Raw genomic sequence first — 26,834 nt, forward strand, 5'->3', positions numbered from 1 at the left:
TTTCACAGCTCCGACATAAATCTAACAACCAGTTGAAATTAAACGATAATATCTATCAACAGTCGGGAGCGTCGTATTTCGCCCGCTTAGACGGGCGAAAATCCATCGTCGAAGGCGGGTCAGCCTGCCTTTGCTTCATCGTTGCCGCGCAGCAGCCGGATCAGGGCGGAAAAGTCCTCGCCACCATGTCCTAGTTTCTCGAACATCGAATAAAGCTGGGCTGCCTGAGCGCCCATCGGCGTCGACGCGCCGGCGGCACTTGCGGCCTGCTGTGACAGCTTCAGATCCTTCAGCATCAGGCTGGCTGCAAAACCCGGCTTGTAGTCGTTGTTGGCCGGCGACGTAGCGACCGGTCCCGGCACCGGGCAATAGCTCGTCAGCGACCAGCACTGGCCGGACGACGTCGAAGCCACGTCGAACAGCGCCTGGTGCGACAGGCCGAGCCGTTCCGCCAGCACAAAGGCCTCGCAAACGCCGGCCATGGAAATGCCGAGGATCATGTTGTTGCAGATCTTTGCCGCCTGCCCCGCGCCGGTTCCACCGCAATGGACGATCTTCTTGCCCATGGCATCGAGCAGGGGTTTGCCGCGCGAAAAGGCCTCGTCGCTACCGCCGACCATGAAGGTCAGCGTTCCGGCCGCAGCCCCTCCGGTCCCGCCGGAAACCGGCGCATCGAGCGAGGGGCAGCCGATCTTTTCGGCGAGCGCATGCGCCTTGCGGGCGCTGTCGACGTCGATCGTCGAACTGTCGATCAAAAGCGTGCCCGGATCGACGAAACCGAGAAGCTCGTCCCAGACATAGAGGACATGGGCGCCGGCCGGCAGCATGGTGATCACGCATTCGGCGCCACGCACCGCGTGCGCAATCGAGCCGGCGACGGAAACGCCGGTCCTTGCTGCGGCATTGCGCGAGGCTTCAGACAGGTCGAAGCCGGTGACAGCATGTCCCGCCTTCACCAGATTGGCGGCCATCGGCCCGCCCATGTTGCCGAGCCCGATAAAGGCGATCTTCGTCATGTCATTCCTCCTCGCATTGAAACTCGGCCAGGCCGAAAGGCGCCCATCCTCCGGCGCTAGAACAGTGGCGGGTGATCCTTGTTCGCAAACCGCGCGAGCATCCCGGGCGTGACGTCGGCCAAGCCCACCGACCATTTCGGGTTGCGGTCCTTGTCGATGACAGCGGCACGCACGCCCTCGTAGAAGTCGGGATTTCCGAGCATTCCGAGCGTCGCGGAATATTCCCGTTCGAGGCATTCGTTCAGCGATGCGCTTTGGCGGCCGGCGCGCAGGAGATCGAGCGTCAGCTTCATGCTGAGCGCGGAACGGGAGTTCAAGAGCGCCAGCGTTTCCTTGGCGAAATCGGAACCGTCAGCCGTAAGCGCCGACAGGATCTCTTCAACCGTATCGAAGGCAAAGCAGCGCTCGATCAGACCGAGGTGGCCGTGTAGCGGCGTTATCGGTGCATTCGACGAAAACTTTGCAATCACCGCACCAACATCGGCCGCGCCTGCCGTGGACGGCAAATTCGCGAGGTCGCTGGTAAGCGCTTCCAGCCTGTCCGAGGCGACAAAACTGTCGGCAAGCCGGGCATGGATCGCGTCTGCAGCAACGATATCCCGGCCGGTCAGCCCCAGATAGGTGCCGAACTCGCCGGGAGCCTTCGGCAAAAGCCAGCTGGCGCCGACATCCGGGAAATAGCCGATGCCGGTTTCCGGCATTGCAAGCCGGGTGCGCTCAGTGACGAGACGGTGGCTGCCATGGGCCGAAATCCCGACGCCGCCGCCCATGACGATGCCGTCCATAATGGCGACATAGGGTTTGCGGTAGCTGGAGATGCGGCTGTTGACGACGAATTCCTCGCGCCAGAACTGGGCGCCCTCCTCCGGGCGTTCGCGACCGCTCTCATAGATCATGCGGATATCACCACCGGCGCAAAGCCCGCGCTCGCCCTCGCCGGTGACAAGAACAGCGGCCACCGCCGGGTCGTTTTCGAACGCGGTCAGCGCTTCAGCGATCAACCGGATCATCGGCACGTTGAGGCTGTTGAGCGCGCGCGTCCGGTTGAGCCGGATGCGGCCAAGCGCACCCTGGCGCTCGACGATGACTTCCGGCGCTGGCGTCTGCATTTCCATGAGGGGTCTTTCCTGTTTCTGGCCTATTTCCGACCGATAAGCGAACGCGCAACGATGAGGCGCATGATCTCGTTCGTGCCTTCCAGGATCTGGTGCACCCGGAGGTCTCTGACAATCTTCTCGACGCCATAATCTGCGAGATAGCCATAGCCGCCATGAAGCTGCAGCGCGTCGTTGGCAACAGCAAAGCAACGATCGGTGACGAAGCGCTTGGCCATGGCGCAGAGCTTCGTCGCTTCCGGGTCGCCCGCATCGAGCGCCGAGGCGGCACGCCAGAGGAAAGTGCGGGCGATTTCGAGATCGGTCGCCATATCGGCCAGCCGGAACTGCAGCGCCTGGAATTCGCCGATCGCCTTGCCGAAGGCGCGCCGCTCCTGAACGTAGGCTAGCGCCTTTTCGAAGGCCGATTGAGCGCCGCCGAGTGACGCAGCGGCGATGTTCAAGCGACCGCCATCGAGCCCACCCATGGCAATCTTGAAGCCGTCGCCGTCAGCGCCCAGGCGGTTTTCCGCGGGTACGCGCACGCCGTCGAGCATGACAGCGCGGGTCGGCTGCACGTGCCAGCCCATCTTCTTCTCATTGGCGCCGAAGGTCAGGCCCGGCGCATCTTTCTCGACGATGAAGGTCGAAATACCCTTGGGGCCATCTTCGCCGGTGCGCGCCATGATCACATAAAGGCCGGATTCACCGGCGCCGGAGATGAACTGCTTCTGGCCGGTCAACACGTAGCTGTCGCCGTCCTTGACCGCCTTGGTCTTCAGGGCCGCCGCGTCCGAACCGGAGCCTGGCTCGGTGAGGCAGTAACTCGCAAGCACGTCCATGGTTAAAAGCTTGGGCAGCAGCCGCTGCCGCTGCTCGTCCGTGCCGTAACGATCGATCATGCCGGCGCACATGTTGTGGATCGACATGAAGGAGGCGACAGCCGGGCAGCCGGTCGCCAGCGCCTCGATGATGATCGCCGCGTCAAGCCGCGTCAGACCCGTGCCGCCGACATCGTCACGGACATAGATGCCGGCCATGCCGAGCGCTGCGGCACCGCGCAGCGTGTCGACGGGAAAGTGCTTCTGCTGATCCCAGTCGATCGCGTGAGGGGCGATCTCGTCGCGGGCGAAATCGAGCGCCATCTGACGAATGGCCTCCTGCTCCTCCGACAGGCGAAAATCCATATGCATGTCCTCCCTGACCGCATACCGGTTGCAGGTTCCTTCAAACCCTCAACCGCTCAAAGTGCTGCAGCGACCTTTGCGCGTCTCATGAGGCGCGCCGCGCTGTCGGCGATGAAGGCCTAGTTACATCAAACTTCGCACAGGCCCAGATGCAACTTCTCACAGGCCCTGTTCAAAAACGAACAGATCTCCATCAGCTCTCGCTTAGACGATACGGCAGAGCGCCGCGTAAGTCATGGTCCACGATCAGGCGACGTTTCAAAGGCGGAACGGCGCGGCTCGCGCACTTCGTCCGCTCGCAGATGCGGCAGGAAATGCCGATCGGGTCGAAGGCGGCACGGTTTCCGAGATCCATGTCGTCGGCGTAGACGAAGGCATCGGCATAGGAGACCTCGCAGCCGAGCGCCAGGGCGTAACGCGGTTGTGCTGCGCGGAAGCCGCCGCCACCCTTGGTGATCTGTGTGGCGAGACAGAGGTAGCGCACGCCATCGGGCGTCTCGGCCAGTTGCCGAATGATCCTTCCCGGCGTCTCGAAGGCCTGATGCACGTTCCAGAGCGGACAGGCGGCACCGAAGCGCGCGAATTGCAGTTTCGCCGCGCTGTGGCGCTTGGTGATGTTGCCGGCGCGATCGATGCGGGCGAAGAAGATCGGAATGCCCTTTTGCCCGGGCCGCTGAAGGGTCGAGAGGCGGTGACAGACCTGCTCCAGCGAGGCGCCGAAGCGGGCGGCAAGCAGTTCGATATCGTGCCTGAGATCGCGGGCGGCCTTCGAAAACGTCTGGTAGGACAGGATCAGCGCGCCGGCAAAATAGTTCTGCAGGCCGATGCGACAGATCTCATAGGCTTCTTCCGTGCGGAAGCCGGCGCTGCCGGCCACCCGGTCGATCTCTTCGCGGGCATGGAGCTGGGCGATCTGCAGGGCGATCTGGAAGTCGCGCGTCGCGGCCGGCGCGTAAGGGTTGAGCGTCAGGATCCGGGCGCGCGGGTCGAAGCGGCGGATCGCCTCGTCGCCGGCAGCGCCGCGCACCACCCGCACCCCGTGGCGCTGCTCCAGATAGCTTGCGAGTGCGGCATGATTGTCGCCCTCGCCGAGCCCGAGTTCGCTTGCCAAGCGCTCCGCAAGGATATCGATCTCATGAATGTAGTTGTCGACGAAATGGAAGAAATCGCGGACCTCCTCGTAAGGGGTCGTCTCGACGAAGGGCCCACCGCGGCCGATCGTGTCGTCGATGCTCGCAAGCTGCTCGCTGTTGCGGCGATAGGCCTGGTGGCACGTGATCAGCGCATGCGCGAGGCCCGGCGCGTTCTGGGCCACGAGCTTCAGCTCCTGCAGGCTCGCCGAATAGGTCTCGAACAGGGGATCGCTCAGCGCCTCCGACAGCGCCGAAAGCAGGCGATCGCCTTCACCGGTCGAAAGCTCGGCGATGTCGATCTGGAATTTTTCGGCGAGCGCCAGAAGCACCGCCGCCGAAACAGGCCGCTGGTTGTTCTCGATCTGGTTGAGATAGCTGGTGGAAATGCCGATGCGCTCGGCGAACTGGCCTTGCGTCGCCTTGTTCGCCTCCCGCAATTCCCTGACCTTGCGGCCGATATAGAGCTTGCCGATCGCCATGTTTGCAACTTTGCAATTTACGTTTCACAAATTTCTCTATTTCACATTTGCACATGAAGGGACGTTTTTCCATCCGGTCTTCGACGCTATTGCGAAGCTCGAAGCGCCTCTGCACAATCGTTCACAAAGACGGGCACTTAGAAAATCCGGGAGAGCACCATGCGCGCCATACTAGAACAGGTCGAGGCCCGCCGGGCGGAAGCAAGGGCCGGCGGCGGCCAGCGGCGCATCGACGCCCAGCACGGCAAGGGCAAGCTGACGGCGCGCGAACGCATCGAAGTGCTGCTCGATGACGGCTCCTTCGAAGAATACGACATGTATGTCACGCACCGCTGCGTCGATTTCGGCATGGAGAGCCAGAAGGTCGCCGGCGACGGCGTCGTGACTGGCTGGGGCACGATCAACGGCCGCCAGGTCTATGTCTTTTCCCAGGACTTCACGGTGCTCGGCGGTTCGCTGTCGGAAACCCATGCCCAGAAGATCTGCAAGATCATGGATATGGCCGTGCGCAACGGCGCCCCGGTCATCGGCCTCAACGACAGTGGCGGTGCCCGCATCCAGGAAGGCGTTGCCTCGCTTGCCGGCTATGCCGAGGTCTTCCGCCGCAATGCCGAGGCGTCCGGCGTCATCCCGCAGATCTCCGTCATCATGGGCCCCTGCGCCGGCGGCGCCGTCTATTCGCCCGCCATGACCGACTTCATCTTCATGGTCCGTGATAGCTCCTACATGTTCGTGACCGGCCCCGACGTCGTGAAGACCGTAACCAACGAGATCGTCACGGCGGAAGAACTCGGCGGCGCGCGCACCCACACCTCGAAGTCCTCGGTCGCCGACGGCGCCTACGAAAACGACATCGAAGCGCTGGAGGCGACCCGGCTGCTCTTCGATTTCCTGCCGCTCAACAACCGCGAGAAACCGCCGGTCCGCCCCTTCCACGACGATCCGTCGCGGCTCGAAATGCGGCTCGACAGCCTGATCCCCGACAGCGCCACCAAGCCCTACGATATGAAGGAATTGATCCTGGCGCTTGCCGACGAAGGTGATTTTTTCGAACTGCAGCAGAGCTTTGCCCGCAACATCATCACCGGCTTCATTCGCATGGAGGGCCAGACGGTCGGCGTCGTCGCCAACCAGCCGATGGTGCTCGCCGGCTGCCTCGACATCGACAGCTCGCGCAAGGCCGCGCGTTTCGTGCGCTTCTGCGATGCCTTCTCGATCCCGATCCTGACGCTGGTCGACGTTCCCGGTTTCCTGCCCGGCACCGCCCAGGAATATGGTGGTGTCATCAAGCACGGCGCCAAGCTGCTCTTTGCCTATAGCCAGGCGACCGTGCCGATGGTGACGCTGATTACCCGCAAGGCCTATGGCGGCGCCTATGACGTCATGGCCTCGAAACATATCGGCGCCGACGTCAACTATGCCTGGCCGACCGCCGAGATCGCCGTGATGGGCGCCAAGGGGGCGACCGAGATCCTCTACCGCTCGGAGCTCGGCGATGCCGAGAAGATCGCCGCACGTACGAAAGAATACGAGGAGCGTTTCGCCAATCCGTTCGTGGCGGCCGAGCGCGGCTTCATCGACGAGGTGATCATGCCGCATTCGTCGCGTCGCCGCATCGCCCGCGCCTTCGCGTCGCTGCGCAACAAGCAGGTCGATGTCCGCTGGCGCAAGCACGACACGATCCCGCTCTGATGGAGGCGACGATGGAACGGGAGCCGGAGCGCGTGATGACACCGGAAGAGGCCCGACGCGACCACTGGCAGATGCTGCGCTACATGACGGTCAACGCGCTGATCGGCGTTGCGATCGGCGCCATAACGGCCGGGGTGCTGATCTGGCTCAATATCGGCGCGGTCGGCACCCATATCGCCCGCTCGACGAGCCCGGTGCTCGCCACGCTCATGGTCGTCGTGCCTTTCGCGCTGCTTTTCGGCGGTGCGGCTGCGGCATCGTCGATCGCGCTTCTGCCCTATCGCCGCAAGTTCAAACGCTGACGCCAGGTGAGAAAGAAACGAGATGTTCAAGAAAATCCTCATCGCCAACCGTGGTGAAATCGCCTGCCGTGTCATCAAGACCGCGAAGAAGCTCGGCATCGCGACGGTTGCGGTCTATTCCGACGCCGACCGCGAGGCCATGCATGTGCGCATGGCGGATGAGGCCGTGCATATCGGCCCTTCGCCGTCGGCCCAGTCCTATATCGTCATCGACAAGATCATCGACGCGATCCGCAAGACCGGCGCCGATGCGGTTCATCCGGGCTACGGTTTCCTTTCGGAAAACGCCGCCTTTGCCGAGGCGTTGGAGAAGGAAGGCGTCGCCTTCATCGGCCCGCCTGTCGGAGCCATCCGGGCAATGGGCGACAAGATCACCTCCAAGAAGCTCGCCGCCGAGGCCGGCGTTTCCACGGTTCCGGGCCATATGGGCCTGATCGAGGATGCCGACGAAGCCGTCCGGATCGCAGCATCGATCGGCTATCCCGTGATGATCAAGGCATCGGCCGGGGGCGGCGGCAAGGGCATGCGCATCGCCTGGAACGACCAGGAGGCGCGCGAAGGCTTCCAGTCCTCGAAGAACGAGGCAAAGAACGCTTTCGGCGACGACCGCATCTTCATCGAGAAGTTCGTGACCGAGCCGCGCCATATCGAGATCCAGGTGCTTGGCGACAAACACGGCAACACGCTTTACCTGGGCGAACGCGAATGCTCGATCCAGCGCCGCAACCAGAAGGTCATCGAGGAAGCCCCCTCGCCCTTCCTTGATGCCGAGACCCGCAAGGCGATGGGCGAACAGGCGGTCGCGCTCGCCAGGGCCGTCGGCTACCATTCGGCCGGCACAGTCGAGTTCATCGTCGACGGCAAGCGCAACTTCTATTTCCTCGAGATGAACACCCGCCTGCAGGTGGAGCATCCGGTCACCGAGCTCATCACCGGGCTCGATCTCGTCGAGCAGATGATCCGGGTTGCTAGCGGCGAAAAGCTCGCCTTCGGCCAGGGCGACGTGAAGCTCAACGGCTGGGCGATCGAAAGCCGGCTCTATGCCGAAGACCCCTATCGCAATTTCCTGCCGTCGATCGGTCGGCTTACGCGCTATCGTCCGCCGATCGAAGGCACAGGCGACAACGGCACGGTGACGCGCAACGACACCGGCGTCTTCGAGGGCGGCGAGATCTCGATGTTCTACGACCCGATGATCGCCAAGCTCTGCACCTGGGCACCGGACCGGCAGGCGGCAGTCGAAGCCATGGCCGATGCGCTCGACCGGTTCGAGGTGGAAGGTATAGGTCACAACCTGCCGTTCCTCGCAGCCGTCATGCAGCAGCAGCGCTTCCGCGACGGCCGGCTGACCACCGCCTATATCGCCGAGGAGTTCGCCGACGGCTTCCACGGTGTTGCGGCCGACGAGCAGTCGCTTCGCAAGCTCGCCGCCATTGCGGTTTCGGTCAATCAGGCGCTGCAGGAGCGTGCCAGCCAGATTTCCGGCACGATCGGCAATCACCGCCGCATCGTCGGCCATGATTGGGTGGTCAGCCTTAGCGACCACGACATTGCCGTGACCGCAGGTGCTTCCGCCGACGGTTCCTATGTGCGCTTTGCCGACGGCTCTTCGCTGACGATCGCCGGCGACTGGGCGCCCGGTCGCACGCTTGCCACCTTCAACATCGACAATGAACCCTTGAGTATCAAGGTCGATCTGGTCGGCACCGCCATCCGGCTCCGCTGGCGCGGCATCGACGTCATCACGCGTGTCAGGAACCCGCGCGTTGCGGAACTGGCACGGCTGATGCCGAAGAAGCTGCCACCGGACATGTCGCGCATGCTGCTCTGCCCGATGCCGGGTGTCATCACCTCGGTCACGGTCAAGGCCGGCGACACGGTCGAGGCCGGTCAGGCGCTCGCCGTCGTCGAAGCGATGAAGATGGAAAACATCCTGCGCGCCGAGAAGAAGGCCGTGGTCAAGCGCGTGGCGGTCTCAGCCGGCGCCAGCCTTGCCGTCGACGAACTGATCATGGAATTCGAGTGATGGAAGCGCTCCGGGTGATACCCCCCTCTGCCCTGCCGGGCATCTCCCCCACAAGGGGGGAGATCGACCTGTGGCACGGTTTTGCCTCACAGCGCCATCGCCGCTGGAGGTACTTGGACACGCATCGGATTGCCGATGGAATGGGACATAGCGGATCGTCGATCTCCCCCCTTGTGGGGGAGATGTCCGGCAGGACAGAGGGGGGTGCCACCGCCCACCTTCCGAACACGCTTTGCGAATGGAGTAACGCCCATGGCTGACAAGACCATCAAGGACTGGGAAACGCTCGCCGAGCGCGAGCTCAAGGCAGCGCCGGAAAGCCTCACTTGGCAGACGCCCGAGGGTATTGCGGTAAAGCCGCTTTACACGGCCGCTGACCTCGACGGCTTCGATCATCTCACGTCGCTGCCCGGCTTCGAGCCCTTCGTGCGCGGCCCGCGCGCGACCATGTATGCCGGCCGGCCCTGGACGATCCGGCAATATGCCGGCTTCTCAACGGCAGAAGCCTCCAACGCCTTTTACCGGAAGAACCTTGCAGCCGGACAGAAGGGTCTCTCGGTCGCCTTCGACCTTGCGACCCATCGGGGCTACGACAGCGATCATCCGCGCGTCGAAGGCGATGTCGGCAAGGCAGGGGTTGCGATCGACTCGGTCGAGGACATGAAAATCCTGTTCGACGGCATTCCACTCGACGAGATGTCGGTCTCGATGACCATGAACGGCGCGGTCATTCCGATCCTCGCCTCCTTCATCGTTGCCGGCGAGGAACAGGGCGTTTCGCGCGACAAGCTCTCGGGGACCATCCAGAACGACATCCTCAAGGAGTTCATGGTCCGCAACACCTACATCTACCCGCCGGAACCCTCGATGCGCATCGTCGCCGATATCATCGAGTACACGGCCAAGGAGATGCCGAAGTTCAATTCGATCTCGATCTCCGGCTATCATATGCAGGAGGCGGGCGCGACGCTCGTGCAGGAACTCGCCTTCACGCTCGCTGACGGGCGCGAATATGTGCGGGCGGCGCTCGCCAAGGGGCTGAACGTCGACGAGTTCGCCGGGCGGCTTTCGTTCTTCTTCGCGATCGGCATGAACTTCTTCATGGAGGCGGCAAAGCTTCGGGCGGCGCGGTTGCTCTGGACCCGGATCATGAAGGAGTTCGAGCCGAAGAAGCCGTCGTCGCTGATGCTGCGCACCCATTGCCAGACCTCGGGCGTCTCGCTGCAGGAACAGGATCCCTACAACAACATCATCCGCACCGCGTTTGAGGCGATGTCGGCAGCACTCGGCGGTACGCAATCGCTGCACACCAATTCCTTCGACGAGGCGATCGCGCTGCCGACGGAGTTTTCCGCGCGCATTGCCCGCAACACCCAATTGATCCTGCAGCATGAAACCGGGGTCACCAAGGTCGTCGATCCGCTCGCCGGCTCCTACTATGTCGAGAGCCTGACGAACGAACTCGCCGAAAAGGCCTGGGCGCTGATCGAAGAGGTCGAAGCGATGGGCGGCATGACCCGTGCGGTCAATGCCGGCCTGCCGAAGCGGCTGATCGAGGAGGCAGCGACCCGTCGCCAGGCGGCCGTCGACAAGGGCGAGGAGATCATCGTCGGCGTCAACAAGTACCGGCTCGACAACGAGGAGCCGATCGACATCCTGGAAATCGACAACAGCGCCGTGCGCGCTGCGCAGATCCGTCGCATCGAGGAAACGAAGCGGCGGCGCGACAGCGCGAAGGTGAAAGAGACCTTGACCGCGGTTGCACAGGTCGCCACGACAGGCGAAGGCAATCTGCTGGCAGCCGCAGTGGAAGCCGCGCGCGCCCGCGCCACCGTCGGCGAAATCTCCGATGCGATGCGCGGCGCCTTCGGTGACCACGCCGCAACGCCCAAGGTCGTCAGCAAGATCTACGGCAAGGCCTATGAGGGCGAGCCGGAACTCGAAGTGCTCTCGGGGCGCCTCGAAGAAGTCTCGGCGAAACTCGGCCGCAAGCCGAAGATCATGGTCGCCAAGCTCGGCCAGGACGGCCACGACCGCGGCGCCAAGGTGATCGCATCTGCCTTCGGCGACATCGGCTTCGACGTTCTTGCCGGGCCGCTGTTCCAGACGCCGGAGGAGGCCGCCGACATGGCGCTGGCCAGCAAGGTCAATGTCATCGGCGTCTCCTCGCTCGCGGCCGGTCACAAGACGCTGATGCCGCAGTTGGCCGAAGCGCTGAAGAAGCGTGGTGGCGAAGACGTCATCGTCATCTGCGGCGGTGTCATCCCGCGGCAGGACTACGACTACCTGATGGAGAACGGCGTAGCGGCGGTCTTCGGTCCGGGCACCAACGTGCTCGATGCCGCACGCGCGGTCCTCGACCTGATCGAAGGCAAGCGCCGCAACATCTGATAGAGCGCCAGGCGGAGGGCCTTGTCTCTCCGCTCGCCGCGCGCGGTTGTCGTCACCGGCCGACGCAACTATGTTGTCGGCATGACGTCGATCGCCGAAGTCCTCGGACCCTTCGCCCTGATGGGGCGCCTCCTCGCCCGCTTCTGGCCGCAGCTTCTGCTGATCGGCGCCTGTGGCGCGATTGCGCATGATCTTCTGATGCGTGCGGCGGTCTGGATCGGGTTGCAGCATCCGCTCGGTGGCATGGTGACGCTCTCCTTCGTCGTTCTGGCGAAGCTCGTTGTCATCGTCCTGATGTTCATGGTGCTTCGCCCCGGCCTGCCGGCGCTCGAAGCGCTAAGGCAGCAACCGGCGGCCGCGCGTGTCGAGAGCACCGCGCCGAAAGCCGACCGCAGACTGCTCGCCGTCACCGCCGCCGCCATCCTGCCGTTCTTTGCCTATTATGCCGCCTGGGGCTTCCTCGGCGATACGGTGCGCGAATACTCGCGTTCGGCGCTCCATGCCGTCGCCTTCGGCGAGAAGGCAGACTTCTTCGACATCCTGGGATCGCGCGGCGTTTTTGTCTCGATCGCGCTCTGCTGGCTGGTGCGCTGGGGCGCAAAACGCATGAGCAAGCTGAGCGAAGCGCCATTCTGGCGGCTGCTGGTCGTGGCGGCCGACGCGAGCTGGATCTTCATCGGTCTCTATGGCCTGTCCATCTGGAAGGACCAGCTCATCACCTGGCTCGGTGCCGGCAAGCTCCTGAGCATGAACGGTATCGGTTTCACCGGCATTGCGCATGCCGCCGAACCCTTCGTGCCGGTGGAGCTGCGAAAGCCCGACTGGAACAGCGAAGTCACGGGCCTGTTCTTTTACGCGCTTCTTCCGATCATCTGGCTCGTCATGGCCGCAATCATCAACGGCTACGAGCTTTCGAGCCCCGCACCGCGCACGAAGCCGCCATCGCCGCGGCCACGTCGGGCCAGAGCCTTTCGCAAGTGGATTGCAGATTTTCTCGACCACTTCCTCAGCGACTACCGCTCCCGTTACGCGCCGATCTGGACCTGCCTGAAGCTGACGCTCGGCTCGGGGCTTGCAGCACTTTTTGCCTTCGTCGTCGCCTACAACGCCATCGCCTGGCTCGGCGCCTGGATCTGGTACGCGGCGACGCGAACGCTCGGCATGGGCGATCTGGCGAGCTGGCAGGTGGTGGTCGACGCATTGAGCCTTTTCATCGGCAGTCCCAGCGATCTCGATGGCGGCATCCTGCTCGATGCGCTGCGCATCGCCTTGCTGGCGGCAATGCTTGAGCATGCGGTTTCGCGCCAGGCAGAGAAGGCCGAAGTCAGCTTCGCGTCCACTTGAAGACCAGCGTCTCGTCGCTGGCGCCCGGAAACTCGATCCGGAGCAAAAGGTCGCGCGCGTCTGCAGGAACGATGAAGCTCTCGGCCATGCGAACCACGGCGCCGTCCTTGGCATCGGCAAAGGCCAGCACACCGCAGCGCGGACGCTCGGCCACCTCCGGGTACATCTTGCGCACGATCGGCTCGGTCAGGGTGACGGGTTCGAAGCGGCGTCCCTTCCCGTCGACCAGCCGGACGCGGCAGGCGCCCTGCGACAAGATCGCGGGCTCGGTAGGCGATGCCTCGAATTCGGCGAGGATGACGCGCGCGTCGTCGGTGCGCGGCAGACGCCTCATGTCCAGCAGCTTCCATTGCCCGCCGGCGAAGGCCTGCGGCGCTCCATCCGCGACGACGATCTCCGCCCTGCCCGCTGCCAGCCATTGGCTCTCGCGAAGGCTTTCCCATGCGCGGACGACGAAGGCGGCCGGAAGCGCGACGATCAGCACCAGCAGGCAGGTCCAGAATGTGCGCTTCTCGCTCATCGCATTCTCTTCCTCATCGCGCGGCCAGCGTCCAGGGCGTGCCGCTGGCACTGCGGGCGATGGTGACGGACGGCTTGATATCGGCCGGCTTCTTGTCGCCGAGCGCAATCGAGAGTTCCTCGGCGAGCGGCATGACGAGACTGCGGGCGACGAGCAGCGTGCCTTTGTCCACGGCCGCCTCGGGAAGCTCGAAGGCGAGAAGCACCGGCCTCGGCAGGCCCGGTTCGAGCCGCTCCGTCGGCAGATAGCCGGGCACGGTCGAGAACCGCTGGCTAAGCTCGTAGCGCAGACCATTGCCTGCCAGCCAATCCGCCGACGTCAACGTCATCGTTTCCGTCTTGGCGACGGCCGCGCCCTCGATGATCAGCCAGACGCCGGATGTGGAGTAGTCCTTGACACGCCCGAAGCTCTCGACCTTGACCTGGCGCGCCAGGTGCACGTTGGCTGCGCCGAAGGCGAAGTCCCGGGTTTCCACCCGTTCGCCGACCGCGCCTCGAATGGCGATCGGCGCGGTGATATCGCCGTAGCCGGGCGTGCTGTTTCGCATCGCATAGAGCGTTGCAATCGCAAGCACACAGATCAGCAGCGTGCGAAGAGCCGACATCATTGTTCCTTCGTCTCCGCAGCTTGCGTGACCGGCAATTCCACCACCGCGGCCTCGCCGTCGTCGAACCAATTGGGTGCGCCGTAGAGGTTGTCACGCGGCTTGTAGATCTGTTTGCCGATGGACAGCGAAAGCGTCGCCGGTTCCGGGCGATCCGCCGGCCATTCCCAGGCCGCGACCAGCTTTTCCGGCATGTTCGGATTGATTGCGCTCGCGATCCACTTGTCCCGCGCCAGGTAATAGGTGGGTTTCGGCTGCACGGGAGCGGCTTCATCCCTGATCGTAATCAGGTTCAGGAAGACGTTGCTGGTGGCGACGGAGCGGTTGTCGAGTTCGAGATCCACCACCAGGAACCGCTTCGGCTCGAACGGCTTGGTGCCCGTCGGCGGCATGGACGACATGTGAGCGCCGTTGATCGTCACCCGCCAACGGCCCGTGTCGACCGTCTGGTCTTTGCCGATGGTCGGAACAGGGGCCGGGTTGGCAGCGTCATAAACCGCCGAAGCAAAGGAAATCGCCGCCGCTGCCATGCCGCCGACGCCGGTGACAAGCATGATCAACAGGCGCCGTCTGATCTTCGACCGTCGCACGACCGGCATCTCTCCTCCACGCACCCTGCGCATACTGCAACCGGAAGATAGGAAAGTTTGCCGGGGAAATCAAAACACGCGCGTCGGAGACGGTTGCGGCAGCGGACGCGACCTCAGAACGAAAGTTCGAATGTGGAATACTGGAGCGTCGGAACGAAACCATGTGCCGTGTAAACAGCACGGGCAGCCGTTGCCGCCAACGGCGTTCGGCCAGCGAGGCGCACGCGGTGGGTCAGATGCGGTGCATCTCCATCGCCGGCTCCTCGGAAGCCGGATGCTTTTTCTCGAAGGTCGCGAGGATGGACATGGGCGCCCCGTCACCGCGCGACACCACCATGAACATCTGCAATTTCCCACCGCGCCGGACGAACTGAATGCCGAAGCGTCTGCCGCCGTAGGCGCCGGAGATGGTCGGTTTCCACTCCCCCTTGCCTGCGGCGAGCTGCAGATCGGCGAAGCGCTCGACATTCGCCACGGCCTGCCAGCCGTTGTTGCTGCTGACGGTCAAGAGGTCACCGTGCCTGACGATGCCGATGTAGCATTTATCGCACTGCCCGGCCGTCGAGGTCAGTTGCCGCCACTGTCCGGAAAAAGGATCACCGTCGGCCCTCACGGCCGCGGCAGACGAAAGAAGCAACAGGCCGGCGACCCCGGCCCCGCACAGGAACTTCATGCTTCCACTCCCTGATCGCTGACCTACTGACACAACTCTACACATGCATTGATTGTGACGCGCAAGAAAACAACCAAATCGACGGCGGTCAAGACCAGGTGGAAGCAAAGCTGTGCATCGCCGGGCCGCCACATTCGAGGCTTGCCATTCCCAACGCCCTCGACCCACCCGTGATTGGCGCTTGCCTTCTGCTCGCGACGGGCGACAATTGCAAAAAAGGCGGAAAGCGGGACCACCAGCCGCTCGGCCCGTATCCTCCGCCGAACCGGGGAGGCCGGCAATGCGAAAACTGCAATCGCAAGGCGTTCACCACATCACGCTTGTCGGGGCGGACCGGCAAACTTCGATCGACTTCTGGGAGGGGCTTCTCGGGATGCCCTTCATTTTCGAGCAGCCGAATCTCGACAGACCGAGCGAAAGCCACCTTTATTTCGATCCGGGCGATGGCCGGCTGATCACCGTCTTTACCGACGAGAACCGCACGCCAGATCCCGAGCGCACCCCGACGGACATGGGCTGTGTCCACCACATCGCCTTTGCCGTTTCGCGCGCGACATTCACCCAGGCGGTGGAACGGCTCGACGAGCGAAAGATCAGGCACAGCGGCGTCAAGGATCGCGGCTTCATGGATTCGATCTATTTCGAGGACCCGCTCGGGCTTCTCGTCGAGCTTGCCTCCTATCGCTTCGAGCCGCCGCCGGGTCACAGCCACGCCGAGGTGCTGATGGAAGCGCACAAGGTCAGGGTCGCGCGCGGCGACTACAATATCGCCGAGGTTCACCTTGCCGACGCGATCGAGGCACTGGTCGAGCGCACCCGGCCGACGCTCTCGCCCGATCGCTTGCCAAAGGACCCCTTTGGCCGGCGATAGCGCCGTTCGCAGAGGATTGTACAGCTCAAGATGCGCCTGAGCGCCGACGCGGGAGCCAGCGCCGGATGTATGGCGCGCAACAGGGAGGAGGCCATGTCAGCAATCCAACTCAACGTCATCAAGCCCAGCGTCAACAACATGACGGCACGCGTGTTTCTGAGAGCGGCCAAGCTCGATTTCAGCGAAAACGACGTCTATGGCCAGACGCGCTCGCCCGAATATCTGGCACGGGCGCCATCGCATCTGACACCGATGATCGAGACGGCAGACCTGCCCAGGGGCGCGCTTTGGGAAAGCTGCGCGATCATGCAGTACCTGTGCAACAAGCATGGGCTTGATGACTTCTACCCGAAAGACCCCGAAGCCCGCGCCATGATCGACAGTGCCATGTTCTATCTGATCGGCACGTTCTATCCCTACCTCGCCCGCGCAACCTATCCGGCACTGAACTTTCCGCTCTACGCCGGTGAAGTCGGCTGCAGCGATGCCGATGCGGCGACGAAGGAGATCGCCCGCCAGGCGGCGGTTGCAGCCCTTGCCGAACCGCTCGACGTTTTCCGCGCGTTCTATGTCAGTGACAAGCCCTTCATCGGTGGCGCCAAGCCCTCGATCGCCGATATCCGGCTGGCCGCAACGCTCGAGTTCCTGGCCGCGATCGACTATGACCTGCCGGGTTGGGCAAAGGCCTACATGGCAAACATCGAACGAACGCTCGGGCCTGCCTATGCCGAGCCAGCCGCCGATGTCCGCGGCTACATCGCCTATGTGAAGTCGCAGCGGCCATAGGCGGGTCGGCTGCAACGCGGTTCATTGAATAAGGAGTGCAACGCCGGTTGCGCCGAGTGCCAGCGTCCAGAGGCGATCGAAGTTGATCCAGGCAGCACGCAGGACCGCAAGATCGAACCAGGCGAAGACGGCAAGCGACAGCGCCGCTGTCACGGTGAGCATGGCGATGCTATGCACCGCGACGGCGGCAAGCGAGATCGGCAGCGAACTTGCCATCGCCAGTGCATCCGCGTGACCTGCAAGACAGAGACTGAGGACCGGCGGCACCAGCATCAGGCCGGCCCCGTGGCTCGTTGCCATCAGGAAGGACCAGAGCGCAAGGCCCGCCATGCCGGTCCGCATCCCGATCCGGACGCGGTGGCGGTGTCCATAGATGGCTGTGTAGCCAGCGGCACCCAGAATGAGCACGGCCGCAGCGATCCTGAACCTGTCCGGATCCAGCGTCGAGCCAAATGCTGCGACCACCGCGAGCACGGTGGCGACGGAAATCGCGTGGCCAAGCGCAATAGGCCCGAGGGAAAGCCAGACGACCCGGCTGCTCTGGCGATGCAATCCGAGCGCCACCGCAAACAGCCAGCCCATCGCCGGGTTGAGGCCGTGGAAGGCGCCGAGGCCGGCAAGCGAGAGCCATGGCCAGACCGTCGTCATTCGCCGTGACCGGGCTGCACCGCGGCTCCCTCCTTACGGATAACAATAGGAATCGGACGAGCAGTCACCGCCTTCGAGGCGAACCTGATGCGGACGGTGGCCTTTCGGCCAGTCGACGAAAAAGTTTTCGTCGAACGCGATCCCCCCACCGTCGGCGACATTAAGCTTGACCATCCACCCGTCGATGCCTTCGGGGTAGAACTGCGGGTCGATGGCGCCATAGAGCGAGTTGGTGAAATAGACCCGCTTGCCGTCCCGGCTGATCTCCACCATCTGCGGTCCGCCGCTCAGCGCGCCGTTTGTCGCCTTCGGATGGCTTGCGCGCGAAACAATGCCGCCGATCCTGACCCGTCCTGTTTCCTTCGGTGCGAAGGGGTCGGAAACGTCGTACTGGATCATGTCGCCGGTGCCCCAGCAGGAGACGTAAAGGAACCGGTCATCCATCGAGAGATCGATGTCGGTGACGAGCGGCGCGACCGCACTGAAACCTTTCAGCACCGGCGGCAGCAGATCCGGATCGGCCGGCTCTGCCGGAATCTCGATCACCTTCTTCACGGCCCATTGGTCGCCATCACGGTACCAGGTCCAGATCGAGGCCGAGAGGTCCTTGAGGCTGATGACGCAGCCGACGAAACCATAGGCCTTGGTCGGATCATGAGCCGGGCGCAGTTCGAAGACGAGCTGGTGTTCCTCGCCGAAGTCGATCTCCTGCAGGTGCTTGCGCTTGTGCAGGTCCCAGAAATGCAGGCGGCGACCATATTTCGAACCGAGCAGTACCTCGGGAACCAGCCCGTTCTCGAATGTATCCGGCGTACCCCATTCGCTGGTGATCATCGTGTCGTGGCCGAGGTGCCACCAGAAGTCATAGGCAAGCTTCTGCGGTCCACGATCCAGTTCCCATTGGCCAAGCACATCGAAGCTTTGGTGGTCGAGCAGAAAGATGCCGCCCGGCGCCTTGCCGTCGCGGTCGGCAAGCGCGTTGACGTAGATGCCTTCGGGTCCGCAATGGGTTGTGTGCAACCGCGAATAATTCGCCTTCTCGGCGATTTCCGCGGGCTCGATCACACGAACGATCTTGGGACTGCGCGGATCAGGCTTGGTGTCGATGATGTGGAGACGCGAGGAGCGCAGGCCCGGCACCACCAGGTAGCGGCGCTCGACATGCGGATGCGGTGCGTTGGGGCACAGGCACGAGGAGCAGGCGTTCCAGCCGAAATGATGCAATTCGTCGCCGACATTCGGCATATCGACCTGGCCGACGATCTGCGAATAGCTTGGAGACGCCGGATCCACATCGACGACGGCGATCGCGTCCGGCCTTTTTCGGTCGGGATCGAACGCCGCCACATAGGCAAGCGTCTCCTTTGGAGCCTTGGCCGCCATGCGCGGCGATGGATAGAAGGAAGGATCGGGTCGCCACGTCGCCATTGCCATTCTCCCTTCAGAGAATTCTAAATGCGCGGTTCCTGATGCAGGCTTCGGTGATGCGGCAAAAACGCGTCGGAAATGCGGCCTTTGCCTTATTTCCTGACGGGACACGCAACGCCAAGACGGGACGAGACGTCATCGCGCTGACATAGGTTGGGCTGGTAGCACTATGTCTCGATCTTCAGCTTCATCCTGTCGGCCGCAAATCGGCTGCGGGAATACTCCACCGGCCTGCCGTCGAGATCGGCGTTGGTGGACAGGGCTTCGAGCACGATTGCGCCCGGCGAAAGCTTCAGCATCGAAAGCTCCTCGGCGTCGGCGTGCCGGGCGACGATCTCGGTCGAGACGCGCACGTAATCATCCAGACCATGAGCGGCGAAGGCCTTGGTGACCGAGTGTAGCTGCTCGAACTCCTCGGCCATGCGCGGAAATCGATGCGCCGGATAATAGCTTGACGACACCGACAGCGGCCGGCCGTCGCCGCTGCTGACGGTGCGAAGCTCGGTCACCGGATCGCCCGGCGAAATGTCGAGCGCCCTTGCGACCTCGCCCGTTGCCGGCAGTTCGGCATGACCGAGCAGCCGGGTGCCGATCTCCTTCACCTGTCGGCCAAGACCTTGCGAGAATCGCGTGCGCTTGGAGATCGGGTAGCTCACCCGCTCCTTGCGCTCGATCATCGTGCCGCGCCCCTGGACGGCGCGCACGAGGCCCTCCTCCGCAAGCGCCGCCAGCGCACTTCTCACTGTATGCCGGTTGACACCGAACTCCGCCGCAAGGGCGGTTTCCGGCGGCACCATGCCGGTCGCGTCATAATCGCCGTTGCTGATTGCCAGGCGAATCCGGTCGGCGATTTGCCGCCATAAAGCGACGCCCGTCTGGCGCTCCACCACTTTTCGCATTGCCGTGTCTTTTCGCATTGGCATGTCACAAGCCTGTCATTTGCCGACGTTATGAAAAAGTATAAGATGTATAGTTGTCTATATCAATAGACATTTGAGGTGAAGATGATGGATGCGAAGCTGAAACAGGAAAGCCCGCCGGACCCGGCGCGCAAGAACGCCATGGGTCTGCTTGCCCGCGCAACTCTCGACGAGCTCAACGCCGCCTGGGAAGCGCTTGCCGACAAGCCCGACGTTCATCCGGTCCGCGGTCCGGAAACCGGCCTCGTCATGGTGCGTGGGCGCATCGGCGGTGGCGGCGATCCCTTCAATCTCGGCGAAGCGACCGTCTCGCGCGCCACCATCCGTCTTTCGACCGGCGAGATCGGTCACGGGCAGTTGCTCGGCACCGACCGGCAGCGCGCGCGGCTTGCGGCGATCTTCGACGCCCTTGCCCAGCGTGACGGCAACAGCGCCGAGGTCGAGGCTCTGCTTGGCCGTGTGGCCGACCGGCTTGCCCAGGAAGAACGCCGCAAGGCCGAAGAAACTGCGGCCACCCGCGTCGACTTTTTCACCATGGTCCGGGGAGACGACTGATGGCCAGCCAATCGCAGATATACGCCGGCGCTTTTGCCGATCCGGTCTTTGCCGCCCAGTCCGTCTTCCGCCACCTGATGGACGGCTTTGCCCGCCCCGGCACGATCAAGCGCCTCAAGGCGACGAGCACCCCTCCTGCCCCGCTGGCCTCCGCCGCCGGTGCGGTGGCGCTGACGCTTTGCGACCACGACACGCCCGTCTGGCTGACGCCGGCACTTTCCAAGTCGGCCGTTCCGCAGTGGATCGCTTTCCATACGGGTGCTCCGGTCACCACCAGCAAGACTGACGCCCGCTTCGCCTTTATCGAAAAGGGCACCGCCTTCCCCGGTTTCGACCAATTTTCGCTCGGCACCCAGGAATATCCGGATCGTTCGACGACGCTCGTCATCGAAGTCGAGGCACTGACCGGCGGCCCGGTGCTGACGGCCAAGGGTCCCGGCATCAAGGACGAGACGGAGGTCGCCGTGAAGGGTCTGCCGGATGTCTTCCTCGAATTCTGGACCGCGAACCGCGCGGTCTTTCCGCGCGGCGTCGATCTCGTGCTCACCGCCGGAGACAAGCTCGTCTGCCTGCCGCGCACCACCCGTCTTGCGCTCAAGGAGGCGTGACCCATGTATGTAGCCGTCAAGGGCGGGGAAACCGCAATTGCCAATGCCCACCGCCTTCTCGCCGATCGCCGCCGCGGCGACCGCAATCTGCCCTCGATCACCATCGACCAGGTGGTCGAACAGCTCGGCCTTGCGGTCGATAGGGTGATGGCGGAAGCCTCGCTCTACGACCGTGCGCTCGCAGCGCTTGCCGTTCGACAGGCGCGCGGCGACATGATCGAGGCGATCTTCATCCTGCGCGCCTATCGCACGACGCTGCCGCGCTTCGGTTACTCCGAGCCGGTCGACACCGCCAATATGAAGGTCGAGCGCCGCGTGTCTGCGACCTACAAGGATCTGCCCGGCGGACAGCTTCTGGGCCCGACCTTCGATTACACCCACCGCCTGCTCGACCCGTCGCTGATCGCCGACGAAGCCGTCGAAGAGCCCGCGGTCAAGGAACCCGGCGAACATGTCATGCGCGTCTCCGACATCCTCGACGGCGAGGGCCTGATCGAAGGCGATGGCCAGATGCCCGAAGGCCACGTGATGGGCGACCTCACCCGCGAGCCGATGGAATTTCCCATGGCGCGCGACCTGCGCCTGCAGGCGCTTGCCCGCGGCGACGAAGGCTTCCTGCTGGCGCTTGCCTATTCCACCCAGCGTGGCTACGGCCGCACCCACCCCTTCGTCGGCGAAGTGCGTATCGGCGAAGTGGAAGTCGAGCTCGACCTGCCCGAACTCGGCTTTGCGGTTTCGCTCGGCACGATCCGCGTCACCGAATGCCAGATGGTCAATCAGTTCATGGGCTCGGCCAAGCAGCCGCCGCAATTTACCCGCGGCTACGGCCTCGTCTTCGGCCAGAGCGAACGCAAGGCGATGTCGATGTCGCTGGTCGACCGGGCGCTGCGCACCGACGAGTTCAACGAGGACATCGTTGCACCGGCGCAGGATCAGGAGTTCGTCATTTCGCATGCCGACAACGTCCAGGCGACCGGCTTCGTCGAGCATCTGAAGCTGCCGCATTATGTCGACTTCCAGGCGGAACTCGATCTCGTCCGCCGCATGCGCCGCGACTACGACGCCGCGAATTCTGGCGAGACGGCTAAGGAACAGCGGGAGGCGGCAGAATGATCGGGAACGCCCCCGGCGGCCGTTGCTCAATCGCCGCCACCGTCTCCGCCGCCGCAATCGCCACTGCCATCGCCGAAGGTACCGGCGTAGCCGGAGCCATCGTCTTTGCGCGCCTTGGCATTGGGTTCACGACGGGCATTGACCGCAGCCCAATACAGGACCGCCACCACGGCCGCGACGATCACAATCACCCCGAAAATCATCTCGCTCACATCCTGGCCCCATCAGCGGTCGACACACTCAAGGGTAATCGGCGATGAACGACCTTGCTACTTATAATTTCGCCTATCTGGACGAACAGACGAAGCGGATGATCCGCCGCGCGATCCTCAAAGCGATCGCCATTCCCGGCTACCAGGTGCCTTTTGCGTCGCGCGAAATGCCGATGCCTTACGGTTGGGGCACAGGCGGCGTACAGGTGACGGCCTCCATCCTCGGACCGGAAGACGTTCTGAAGGTCATCGACCAGGGTGCGGACGACACCACCAATGCGGTCTCGATCCGGGCCTTCTTCCAGAAGGTCGCCAACGTCGCGGTCACCACGAGGACGAAAGAGGCGACGATCATCCAGACGCGCCACCGTATCCCCGAGGAGAAGCTGTCCGAAGGCCAGACCCTCGTCTACCAGGTGCCGATCCCGGAGCCCTTGCGTTTCCTCGAGCCGCGCGAGACCGAGACCCGCAAGATGCACGCGCTCGAGGAATACGGGCTGATGCATGTAAAGCTCTACGAGGACATCGCCCGCAACGGCCATATCGCCACGACCTATGCCTATCCGGTCAAGGTCGAGGGCCGCTACGTCATGGACCCGTCGCCGACGCCGAAGTTCGACAATCCGAAGATGCACATGTCGGAGGCGCTGCAACTCTTCGGCGCCGGCCGCGAAAAGCGCATCTATGCCGTGCCGCCCTACACCGACGTCGTCAGCCTCGATTTCGACGACCATCCGTTCGAGATCCAGAGCTTCGACAAGCCCTGCGCGCTCTGCGGCGCCGAGGACGTCTATCTCGACGAAGTGATCCTCGACGACAAGGGCGGGCGCATGTTCGTCTGCTCCGATACCGATCATTGCGAAGACCGCCGCGCCTGCGGCCACGCAGGTCACATGCTTGCCCGAAAGGAAGCCGCAGAATGAGTACGCTCCCGCTCCTGAAAGTGAACGACGTCTCGAAGTTCTACGGAAGCCGCATCGGCTGCCGCAACGTCTCCTTCGAGCTCTATGCGGGCGAAGTGCTCGCCATCGTCGGCGAATCCGGCTCGGGCAAGACGACGCTTCTGTCGTGCCTCTCGACCCGGCTGATGCCGACCTCCGGCATCGTCGAATACCACATGCGCGACGGTCAGTATCGTGACCTCGCCCGCATGGGAGAAGCCGAACGCCGCTTCCTGATGCGCACCGATTGGGGCTTCGTCCACCAGAACCCGGCCGACGGCCTGCGCATGACGGTGTCTGCCGGCGCCAATGTTGGCGAGCGCCTGATGGCCGTCGGCGATCGCCACTACGGCAACATCCGCGCCACCGCCAGCGACTGGCTGCAGCGGGTGGAAATCGGCGTCGACCGTATCGACGACCAGCCGCGCGCCTTTTCCGGCGGCATGCGCCAGCGCCTGCAGATCGCCCGCAACCTCGTCACCTCCCCGCGCCTCGTCTTCATGGACGAGCCGACCGGCGGCCTCGACGTTTCGGTGCAGGCGCGCCTGCTCGATCTGGTGCGCGGCCTCGTGCACGACCTCGGCCTTGCGGCCATCATCGTCACCCACGACCTCGCCGTCGCTCGCCTTCTCTCGCACCGGATGATGGTGATGAAGGACGGCGCCGTCATCGAACAGGGGCTGACCGACCGCGTGCTCGACGATCCGCGCGAGCCCTATACCCAGCTTCTCGTCTCCTCGATCCTGCAGGTGTGACGCATGATCCCGAAAAGTGGAACCCGGCTTTCGGCCAAGATCATGCGCAAGGGAAAGTAAGAACCATGGCAACTCCTCTCGTTGTTTCCGAAGTCGCAAAAAGCTTCACCATGCACCTGCGTGACGGCGTCCGCCGGCCCGTCGTCGCCAACGTCTCCTTCTCGGTCAAGGCAGGCGAATGCGTCGTTCTCGGCGGCCCGTCCGGCGTCGGCAAGAGCTCGATCCTGAAAATGCTCTACGGCAATTACGGCGTGGACGAGGGCCAGATCCTGATGGATCACGACGGCAAGCTGGTAAACCTGGCAACGGCCGAGCCGCGCACCGTGCTTGAAGTCCGGCGCACGACGCTCGGCTATGTCAGCCAGTTCCTGCGGGTCGTGCCGCGCGTCTCCTCCCTCGACATCGTCGCCGAGCCGCTGCACGCCCGTGGCATGCCGCTCGAGGAGGCACGCACGCATGCAGCCGAGCTCCTGAGCAAGCTGAACCTCCCGCGCGAACTCTGGGGACTGCCGCCGGCAACCTTTTCCGGCGGCGAGCAGCAGCGCGTCAACATCGCCCGCGGCTTCATCACCGACCACAAGATCCTTCTGCTCGACGAGCCGACCGCTTCGCTCGACGCGAAGAACCGGGCGGTCGTGGTCGAGCTGATCGCCGAGAAAAAGGCCAAGGGCACGGCGCTGATCGGCATCTTTCACGATGAGGAAGTGCGCGACGCGGTTGCCGACCGCATCCTCGACGTCTCGGCCTTCTCGCCCAGAAAGACTGCCGCATGAGCCAGAAGCTCGGGCTCGAGCCCTTCATCCACCCGACGGCGAGCGTCAACAATTCGACGCTCGGCCGCTACACCGAAGTGCAGGAGCGCTCAAGGCTCGACGAGGTCGAGTTCGGCGACTACTCCTACATCATGCAGGACGGCTCGATCTGGTGCGCGACGGTCGGCAAGTTCGTCAACATCGCCGCCGCCGTGCGCATCAACGCCACCAATCACCCGACCTGGCGCGCTACGCTGCACCACTTCACCTATCGCGCGCCCAACTATTGGGACGATACGGAGCTCGACCACGACCTCTTCGCCTGGCGACGGTCGAACCGGGTGACGATCGGCCATGACGTCTGGATCGGCCACGGCGCCACCATCCTGCCGGGCGTGACTGTCGGCAATGGCGCTGTCATCGGCGCCGGCGCGGTCGTCTCGAAAGATGTCGATCCCTATACCATCGTCGGCGGCGTGCCGACCAAGCTCATCCGCGCCCGCTTCAACGAGGGCATCGGCGAGCGAATGGACGCACTCTCCTGGTGGGACTGGGACCACCAGCGCCTGCGCCGCGCACTCGACGATTTCCGCGAGCTGACGGCCGAGGAATTTCTGGTGCGCTACGCATGAGCCGCATTGCAGTCGAGGGTGCCCAGCGAGTCCGGCGCCCTCGATAGCTGCCGGACCCGATAGACAACGTTGGGTCGCCGGGCGGCAAGCGTACGAACCGGGAGCTGGTTAGGATCACCGCTGTGTCAGTCGGCATCCTCGGATTGCGCGATTTCATAAACCGCAGGCGGTGCGGCGTTCTCAAGGTTGAAGTCGAACTCTTCAAGTAGCGCCGGAAACTCGTAGAGCCGGATTTTCCCTGTATCCCGACTCAGGACTTTTGCCAGTCGACTGTTATCCTGCAACAACCAAATCTCGGCGTCGGCGCTGTAGGGGTGTCTCGACCACTTGGCTGTGTAGTGCCGACCGAGTTTGCTATCGGCAACGTCCTCTTCCACTACCTCGCAGTCCGAGAATTTCGCTGCACCGTTGCTCCATAAGACCCAGCCCGGGCGCTGTAATTTTATCCATTTGTCCGGTTTAGCTGCGGTATCCCGAGTGAAGTAACTCGCCCCAGCAAAGCGCGTTTCCTGAGCCAACTCCTGCGTACCATCAGGCTTTACCGCGTAAAATCGCGTGCTGTAGAAATCCGTCGAGCGGGTCATGGCGTAAGCGCGCTCAAGGGGCGCGCAGGACGGATCCCATATGCGGGCTGTTTCAGCCTTCGATGGCCCAAATGACATTGCCAGGATTGAGAGTGTGCAACAGATCAATCCGTTGTTCATTGTCGCCGTATCCCCTGAATGCTTTCAGCAACGTGACGTATAGCTTTCCTATACTTAAGATTGCAATCCATCGGGCCACGATCTACGGTCCGTTCACCAGTCTCAGGATCAACTGGTGAATGTTGCCGCCATCCGTCAGTTCGACCTGGTCGAAGTCGCGGCTGCGCTGGCGCTGCGCCTGCGACAGCGCGCCGAGGCGCTTGGTCATTTCCGCTCTGATCTTGCGGCATTTCGGGTCGTCGGGAACGGTAAGCCCCAGCGTTGCCTGCTCGATCGCGCGCACCATCTCCTTGATGAAGTCGCCGTGCACGAGTTCGTGCTTGCGCACGCCGTCGATGAAGGTGTCCCAGTTTTCGCGCGTCCCCGAAGGCAGCGGCTTTGCCGGCTTGGGCAAGGTGTATGTGATAATCAGCTTCGGCTTTGCTGTTGTCAGAACGCAGGCGCCGCCCTGCTCTTCATACTTCCGCGTCCAGGTCAGCTTGAAATTGGTGTGGGCGATCGCCCTGCCAATGCCGGCTTTCGGACCGCGTTCGCCGATTGACGCGTACAGTTCTGCGCCCGTCTGACCGGTGACGGTGTAGAGCGCTTCCTTCTCGACCGGCTGCCATTCGGCAGATGCAAGCCGCGGCATGGACGCGAGGCAAAGGGCAACGACGCCCAGGCAAAGGCTTCTGTTCAATCCGAACCCTCGAAGTTCGCCTTCTCGGCGCACAAATCCTCGCCGCATTCCTTAAACGCGAATCGGCTGATGGCAACAGGTCAAAAAACAAAGGCACCGGACGCCGTTTGAGCGCGCGGTGCCTTTGTCGTCTTTTCCGGTCTTTTGGCGCCCCGTCGTGGGAGGTGCAACGGGCAGCC

The 26,834-nt window shown here is 63.4% G+C and carries 28 protein-coding genes; 14 read left to right on the plus strand and 14 right to left on the minus strand.

Annotated elements, in window-relative coordinates:
* Positions 1-119: 119 nt before the first annotated feature.
* From mmsB to XB14_RS17985, 4 genes are all read right to left on the minus strand, one after another.
* Positions 120-1,016 carry a 3-hydroxyisobutyrate dehydrogenase gene (gene mmsB, locus XB14_RS17970; protein WP_077962979.1) on the minus strand — a complete coding sequence of 299 codons (897 nt, stop codon included), beginning with the start codon at positions 1,014-1,016 and terminating at the stop codon, positions 120-122.
* Positions 1,017-1,072: 56 nt separating this feature from the next.
* Positions 1,073-2,131 carry an enoyl-CoA hydratase/isomerase family protein gene (locus XB14_RS17975; RefSeq protein WP_077962980.1) on the minus strand — a complete coding sequence of 353 codons (1,059 nt, stop codon included), beginning with the start codon at positions 2,129-2,131 and terminating at the stop codon, positions 1,073-1,075.
* A gap of 23 nt (positions 2,132-2,154) precedes the next feature.
* Positions 2,155-3,297: an isobutyryl-CoA dehydrogenase gene (locus XB14_RS17980; RefSeq protein WP_077962981.1), complete on the minus strand. Its 1,143-nt coding sequence runs from the start codon at positions 3,295-3,297 to the stop codon at positions 2,155-2,157.
* A gap of 193 nt (positions 3,298-3,490) precedes the next feature.
* Positions 3,491-4,909, minus strand: coding sequence for a helix-turn-helix domain-containing protein (locus XB14_RS17985; RefSeq protein WP_077962982.1), 1,419 nt, complete (start codon positions 4,907-4,909; stop codon positions 3,491-3,493).
* Between the two features lie 159 nt (positions 4,910-5,068).
* Here XB14_RS17985 and XB14_RS17990 point away from each other — a divergent pair, with 159 nt between their 5' ends.
* From XB14_RS17990 to XB14_RS18015, 5 genes are all read left to right on the plus strand, one after another.
* Positions 5,069-6,601, plus strand: a complete 1,533-nt coding sequence (locus XB14_RS17990) for an acyl-CoA carboxylase subunit beta (RefSeq protein ID WP_077962983.1) — start codon at positions 5,069-5,071, stop codon at positions 6,599-6,601.
* Between the two features lie 11 nt (positions 6,602-6,612).
* Complete coding sequence (locus XB14_RS17995; protein ID WP_234804073.1) at positions 6,613-6,903, plus strand: hypothetical protein; 291 nt, start codon at positions 6,613-6,615, stop codon at positions 6,901-6,903.
* A 22-nt stretch (positions 6,904-6,925) separates the two neighbouring features.
* Positions 6,926-8,929: an acetyl-CoA carboxylase biotin carboxylase subunit gene (locus tag XB14_RS18000; protein WP_077962984.1), complete on the plus strand. Its 2,004-nt coding sequence runs from the start codon at positions 6,926-6,928 to the stop codon at positions 8,927-8,929.
* A gap of 252 nt (positions 8,930-9,181) precedes the next feature.
* On the plus strand, positions 9,182-11,320 hold the full coding sequence (gene scpA, locus XB14_RS18010) for a methylmalonyl-CoA mutase (RefSeq protein ID WP_077962985.1): 2,139 nt from the start codon (positions 9,182-9,184) through the stop codon (positions 11,318-11,320).
* A gap of 21 nt (positions 11,321-11,341) precedes the next feature.
* Positions 11,342-12,664, plus strand: a complete 1,323-nt coding sequence (locus XB14_RS18015; RefSeq protein ID WP_234804074.1) for a hypothetical protein — start codon at positions 11,342-11,344, stop codon at positions 12,662-12,664.
* Here XB14_RS18015 and XB14_RS18020 read toward each other — a convergent pair.
* The 4 genes from XB14_RS18020 to XB14_RS18035 form a co-directional block, all read right to left on the minus strand.
* Positions 12,645-13,184: a hypothetical protein gene (locus XB14_RS18020; RefSeq protein ID WP_077962986.1), complete on the minus strand. Its 540-nt coding sequence runs from the start codon at positions 13,182-13,184 to the stop codon at positions 12,645-12,647. The genes XB14_RS18015 and XB14_RS18020 overlap by 20 nt on opposite strands.
* Positions 13,185-13,197: 13 nt before the next feature.
* Positions 13,198-13,788 carry a hypothetical protein gene (locus XB14_RS18025; RefSeq protein WP_143348437.1) on the minus strand — a complete coding sequence of 197 codons (591 nt, stop codon included), beginning with the start codon at positions 13,786-13,788 and terminating at the stop codon, positions 13,198-13,200.
* The gene (locus tag XB14_RS18030; RefSeq protein ID WP_077962988.1) at positions 13,788-14,387 is read right to left on the minus strand and encodes a hypothetical protein; all 600 of its coding nucleotides are present in this window, start codon (positions 14,385-14,387) and stop codon (positions 13,788-13,790) included. The genes XB14_RS18025 and XB14_RS18030 overlap by 1 nt, the downstream gene beginning before the upstream one ends.
* Before the next feature lie 223 nt (positions 14,388-14,610).
* A complete protein-coding gene (locus XB14_RS18035; protein WP_077962989.1) occupies positions 14,611-15,051 on the minus strand; it encodes a hypothetical protein in 441 nt (146 codons plus the stop codon).
* 280 nt (positions 15,052-15,331) lie between these two features.
* Between XB14_RS18035 and XB14_RS18040 the strand changes: the two genes are divergently transcribed.
* Complete coding sequence (locus tag XB14_RS18040; RefSeq protein WP_077962990.1) at positions 15,332-15,922, plus strand: VOC family protein; 591 nt, start codon at positions 15,332-15,334, stop codon at positions 15,920-15,922.
* A 93-nt stretch (positions 15,923-16,015) separates the two neighbouring features.
* Positions 16,016-16,708 (plus strand): glutathione S-transferase family protein, encoded by a 693-nt coding sequence (locus tag XB14_RS18045; RefSeq protein WP_077962991.1) that lies wholly within the window; start codon positions 16,016-16,018, stop codon positions 16,706-16,708.
* Between the two features lie 21 nt (positions 16,709-16,729).
* Here the strand turns inward: XB14_RS18045 and XB14_RS18050 are convergent, their stop codons facing one another.
* The 3 genes from XB14_RS18050 to phnF form a co-directional block, all read right to left on the minus strand.
* A complete protein-coding gene (locus XB14_RS18050; protein WP_077962992.1) occupies positions 16,730-17,356 on the minus strand; it encodes a hypothetical protein in 627 nt (208 codons plus the stop codon).
* A gap of 33 nt (positions 17,357-17,389) precedes the next feature.
* Positions 17,390-18,784, minus strand: a complete 1,395-nt coding sequence (locus XB14_RS18055; protein WP_077962993.1) for a selenium-binding family protein — start codon at positions 18,782-18,784, stop codon at positions 17,390-17,392.
* Positions 18,785-18,951: 167 nt separating this feature from the next.
* Positions 18,952-19,683 (minus strand): phosphonate metabolism transcriptional regulator PhnF, encoded by a 732-nt coding sequence (gene phnF, locus XB14_RS18060; protein ID WP_077962994.1) that lies wholly within the window; start codon positions 19,681-19,683, stop codon positions 18,952-18,954.
* A gap of 108 nt (positions 19,684-19,791) precedes the next feature.
* On the opposite strand from phnF, the gene phnG reads away from it, so the two are divergent.
* Genes phnG through XB14_RS18075 form a run of 3 tightly spaced genes read left to right on the plus strand, consistent with a single transcriptional unit; the run spans position 19,792 to position 21,980 of the window.
* Complete coding sequence (phnG, locus tag XB14_RS18065; RefSeq protein ID WP_143348438.1) at positions 19,792-20,259, plus strand: phosphonate C-P lyase system protein PhnG; 468 nt, start codon at positions 19,792-19,794, stop codon at positions 20,257-20,259.
* Positions 20,259-20,867, plus strand: a complete 609-nt coding sequence (phnH, locus tag XB14_RS18070) for a phosphonate C-P lyase system protein PhnH (RefSeq protein WP_077962996.1) — start codon at positions 20,259-20,261, stop codon at positions 20,865-20,867. The genes phnG and phnH overlap by 1 nt, the downstream gene beginning before the upstream one ends.
* Positions 20,868-20,870: 3 nt before the next feature.
* Positions 20,871-21,980: a carbon-phosphorus lyase complex subunit PhnI gene (locus tag XB14_RS18075; protein ID WP_077962997.1), complete on the plus strand. Its 1,110-nt coding sequence runs from the start codon at positions 20,871-20,873 to the stop codon at positions 21,978-21,980.
* A gap of 26 nt (positions 21,981-22,006) precedes the next feature.
* Here XB14_RS18075 and XB14_RS32735 read toward each other — a convergent pair whose 3' ends face one another.
* Positions 22,007-22,192 (minus strand): hypothetical protein, encoded by a 186-nt coding sequence (locus XB14_RS32735; protein ID WP_143348439.1) that lies wholly within the window; start codon positions 22,190-22,192, stop codon positions 22,007-22,009.
* A 44-nt stretch (positions 22,193-22,236) separates the two neighbouring features.
* On the opposite strand from XB14_RS32735, the gene XB14_RS18080 reads away from it, so the two are divergent.
* From XB14_RS18080 to XB14_RS18095, 4 genes are all read left to right on the plus strand, one after another.
* Positions 22,237-23,115 carry an alpha-D-ribose 1-methylphosphonate 5-phosphate C-P-lyase PhnJ gene (locus XB14_RS18080; RefSeq protein ID WP_057251652.1) on the plus strand — a complete coding sequence of 293 codons (879 nt, stop codon included), beginning with the start codon at positions 22,237-22,239 and terminating at the stop codon, positions 23,113-23,115.
* The gene (gene phnK / locus XB14_RS18085) at positions 23,112-23,888 is read left to right on the plus strand and encodes a phosphonate C-P lyase system protein PhnK (protein ID WP_077962998.1); all 777 of its coding nucleotides are present in this window, start codon (positions 23,112-23,114) and stop codon (positions 23,886-23,888) included. Before XB14_RS18080 ends, phnK begins: the two co-directional genes overlap by 4 nt.
* Before the next feature lie 65 nt (positions 23,889-23,953).
* A complete protein-coding gene (gene phnL, locus XB14_RS18090) occupies positions 23,954-24,661 on the plus strand; it encodes a phosphonate C-P lyase system protein PhnL (protein ID WP_077962999.1) in 708 nt (235 codons plus the stop codon).
* Positions 24,658-25,272 carry a DapH/DapD/GlmU-related protein gene (locus tag XB14_RS18095; RefSeq protein ID WP_077963000.1) on the plus strand — a complete coding sequence of 205 codons (615 nt, stop codon included), beginning with the start codon at positions 24,658-24,660 and terminating at the stop codon, positions 25,270-25,272. The genes phnL and XB14_RS18095 overlap by 4 nt, the downstream gene beginning before the upstream one ends.
* A 125-nt stretch (positions 25,273-25,397) precedes the next feature.
* Here XB14_RS18095 and XB14_RS18100 read toward each other — a convergent pair whose 3' ends face one another.
* Entirely contained in the window at positions 25,398-25,976 is a 579-nt protein-coding gene (locus tag XB14_RS18100; protein ID WP_143348440.1) for a hypothetical protein, read from the minus strand.
* Between the two features lie 82 nt (positions 25,977-26,058).
* Complete coding sequence (locus XB14_RS18105) at positions 26,059-26,607, minus strand: DUF922 domain-containing Zn-dependent protease (RefSeq protein ID WP_234804077.1); 549 nt, start codon at positions 26,605-26,607, stop codon at positions 26,059-26,061.
* Between the last annotated feature and the right edge of the window lie 227 nt (positions 26,608-26,834).

Origin of the sequence: Ensifer adhaerens (genome assembly GCF_002007205.1) — a bacterium.
Lineage (GTDB): Bacteria > Pseudomonadota > Alphaproteobacteria > Rhizobiales > Rhizobiaceae > Ensifer > Ensifer adhaerens_D.

Excerpts from the sequence above, each read along its gene's own strand:
- XB14_RS18105 (WP_234804077.1), bottom strand. The coding sequence starts at position 26,607 with ATGCCGCGGCTTGCATCTGCCGAATGGCAGCCGGTCGAGAAGGAAGCG.
- XB14_RS18080 (WP_057251652.1), top strand. The coding sequence starts at position 22,237 with ATGAACGACCTTGCTACTTATAATTTCGCCTATCTGGACGAACAGACG.
- phnG (WP_143348438.1), top strand. The coding sequence starts at position 19,792 with ATGGATGCGAAGCTGAAACAGGAAAGCCCGCCGGACCCGGCGCGCAAG.
- phnL (WP_077962999.1), top strand. The coding sequence starts at position 23,954 with ATGGCAACTCCTCTCGTTGTTTCCGAAGTCGCAAAAAGCTTCACCATG.
- scpA (WP_077962985.1), top strand. The coding sequence starts at position 9,182 with ATGGCTGACAAGACCATCAAGGACTGGGAAACGCTCGCCGAGCGCGAG.
- XB14_RS18000 (WP_077962984.1), top strand. The coding sequence starts at position 6,926 with ATGTTCAAGAAAATCCTCATCGCCAACCGTGGTGAAATCGCCTGCCGT.
- XB14_RS18020 (WP_077962986.1), bottom strand. The coding sequence starts at position 13,184 with ATGAGCGAGAAGCGCACATTCTGGACCTGCCTGCTGGTGCTGATCGTC.
- XB14_RS18095 (WP_077963000.1), top strand. The coding sequence starts at position 24,658 with ATGAGCCAGAAGCTCGGGCTCGAGCCCTTCATCCACCCGACGGCGAGC.
- phnH (WP_077962996.1), top strand. The coding sequence starts at position 20,259 with ATGGCCAGCCAATCGCAGATATACGCCGGCGCTTTTGCCGATCCGGTC.
- XB14_RS18100 (WP_143348440.1), bottom strand. The coding sequence starts at position 25,976 with ATGAACAACGGATTGATCTGTTGCACACTCTCAATCCTGGCAATGTCA.
- XB14_RS17990 (WP_077962983.1), top strand. The coding sequence starts at position 5,069 with ATGCGCGCCATACTAGAACAGGTCGAGGCCCGCCGGGCGGAAGCAAGG.
- phnF (WP_077962994.1), bottom strand. The coding sequence starts at position 19,683 with ATGCGAAAAGTGGTGGAGCGCCAGACGGGCGTCGCTTTATGGCGGCAA.
- XB14_RS17995 (WP_234804073.1), top strand. The coding sequence starts at position 6,613 with ATGGAACGGGAGCCGGAGCGCGTGATGACACCGGAAGAGGCCCGACGC.
- XB14_RS18045 (WP_077962991.1), top strand. The coding sequence starts at position 16,016 with ATGTCAGCAATCCAACTCAACGTCATCAAGCCCAGCGTCAACAACATG.
- phnK (WP_077962998.1), top strand. The coding sequence starts at position 23,112 with ATGAGTACGCTCCCGCTCCTGAAAGTGAACGACGTCTCGAAGTTCTAC.
- XB14_RS17975 (WP_077962980.1), bottom strand. The coding sequence starts at position 2,131 with ATGGAAATGCAGACGCCAGCGCCGGAAGTCATCGTCGAGCGCCAGGGT.
- XB14_RS18025 (WP_143348437.1), bottom strand. The coding sequence starts at position 13,788 with ATGTCGGCTCTTCGCACGCTGCTGATCTGTGTGCTTGCGATTGCAACG.
- mmsB (WP_077962979.1), bottom strand. The coding sequence starts at position 1,016 with ATGACGAAGATCGCCTTTATCGGGCTCGGCAACATGGGCGGGCCGATG.
- XB14_RS18055 (WP_077962993.1), bottom strand. The coding sequence starts at position 18,784 with ATGGCGACGTGGCGACCCGATCCTTCCTTCTATCCATCGCCGCGCATG.
- XB14_RS18075 (WP_077962997.1), top strand. The coding sequence starts at position 20,871 with ATGTATGTAGCCGTCAAGGGCGGGGAAACCGCAATTGCCAATGCCCAC.
- XB14_RS17985 (WP_077962982.1), bottom strand. The coding sequence starts at position 4,909 with ATGGCGATCGGCAAGCTCTATATCGGCCGCAAGGTCAGGGAATTGCGG.
- XB14_RS18035 (WP_077962989.1), bottom strand. The coding sequence starts at position 15,051 with ATGAAGTTCCTGTGCGGGGCCGGGGTCGCCGGCCTGTTGCTTCTTTCG.
- XB14_RS17980 (WP_077962981.1), bottom strand. The coding sequence starts at position 3,297 with ATGGATTTTCGCCTGTCGGAGGAGCAGGAGGCCATTCGTCAGATGGCG.
- XB14_RS18050 (WP_077962992.1), bottom strand. The coding sequence starts at position 17,356 with ATGACGACGGTCTGGCCATGGCTCTCGCTTGCCGGCCTCGGCGCCTTC.
- XB14_RS18030 (WP_077962988.1), bottom strand. The coding sequence starts at position 14,387 with ATGCCGGTCGTGCGACGGTCGAAGATCAGACGGCGCCTGTTGATCATG.
- XB14_RS18040 (WP_077962990.1), top strand. The coding sequence starts at position 15,332 with ATGCGAAAACTGCAATCGCAAGGCGTTCACCACATCACGCTTGTCGGG.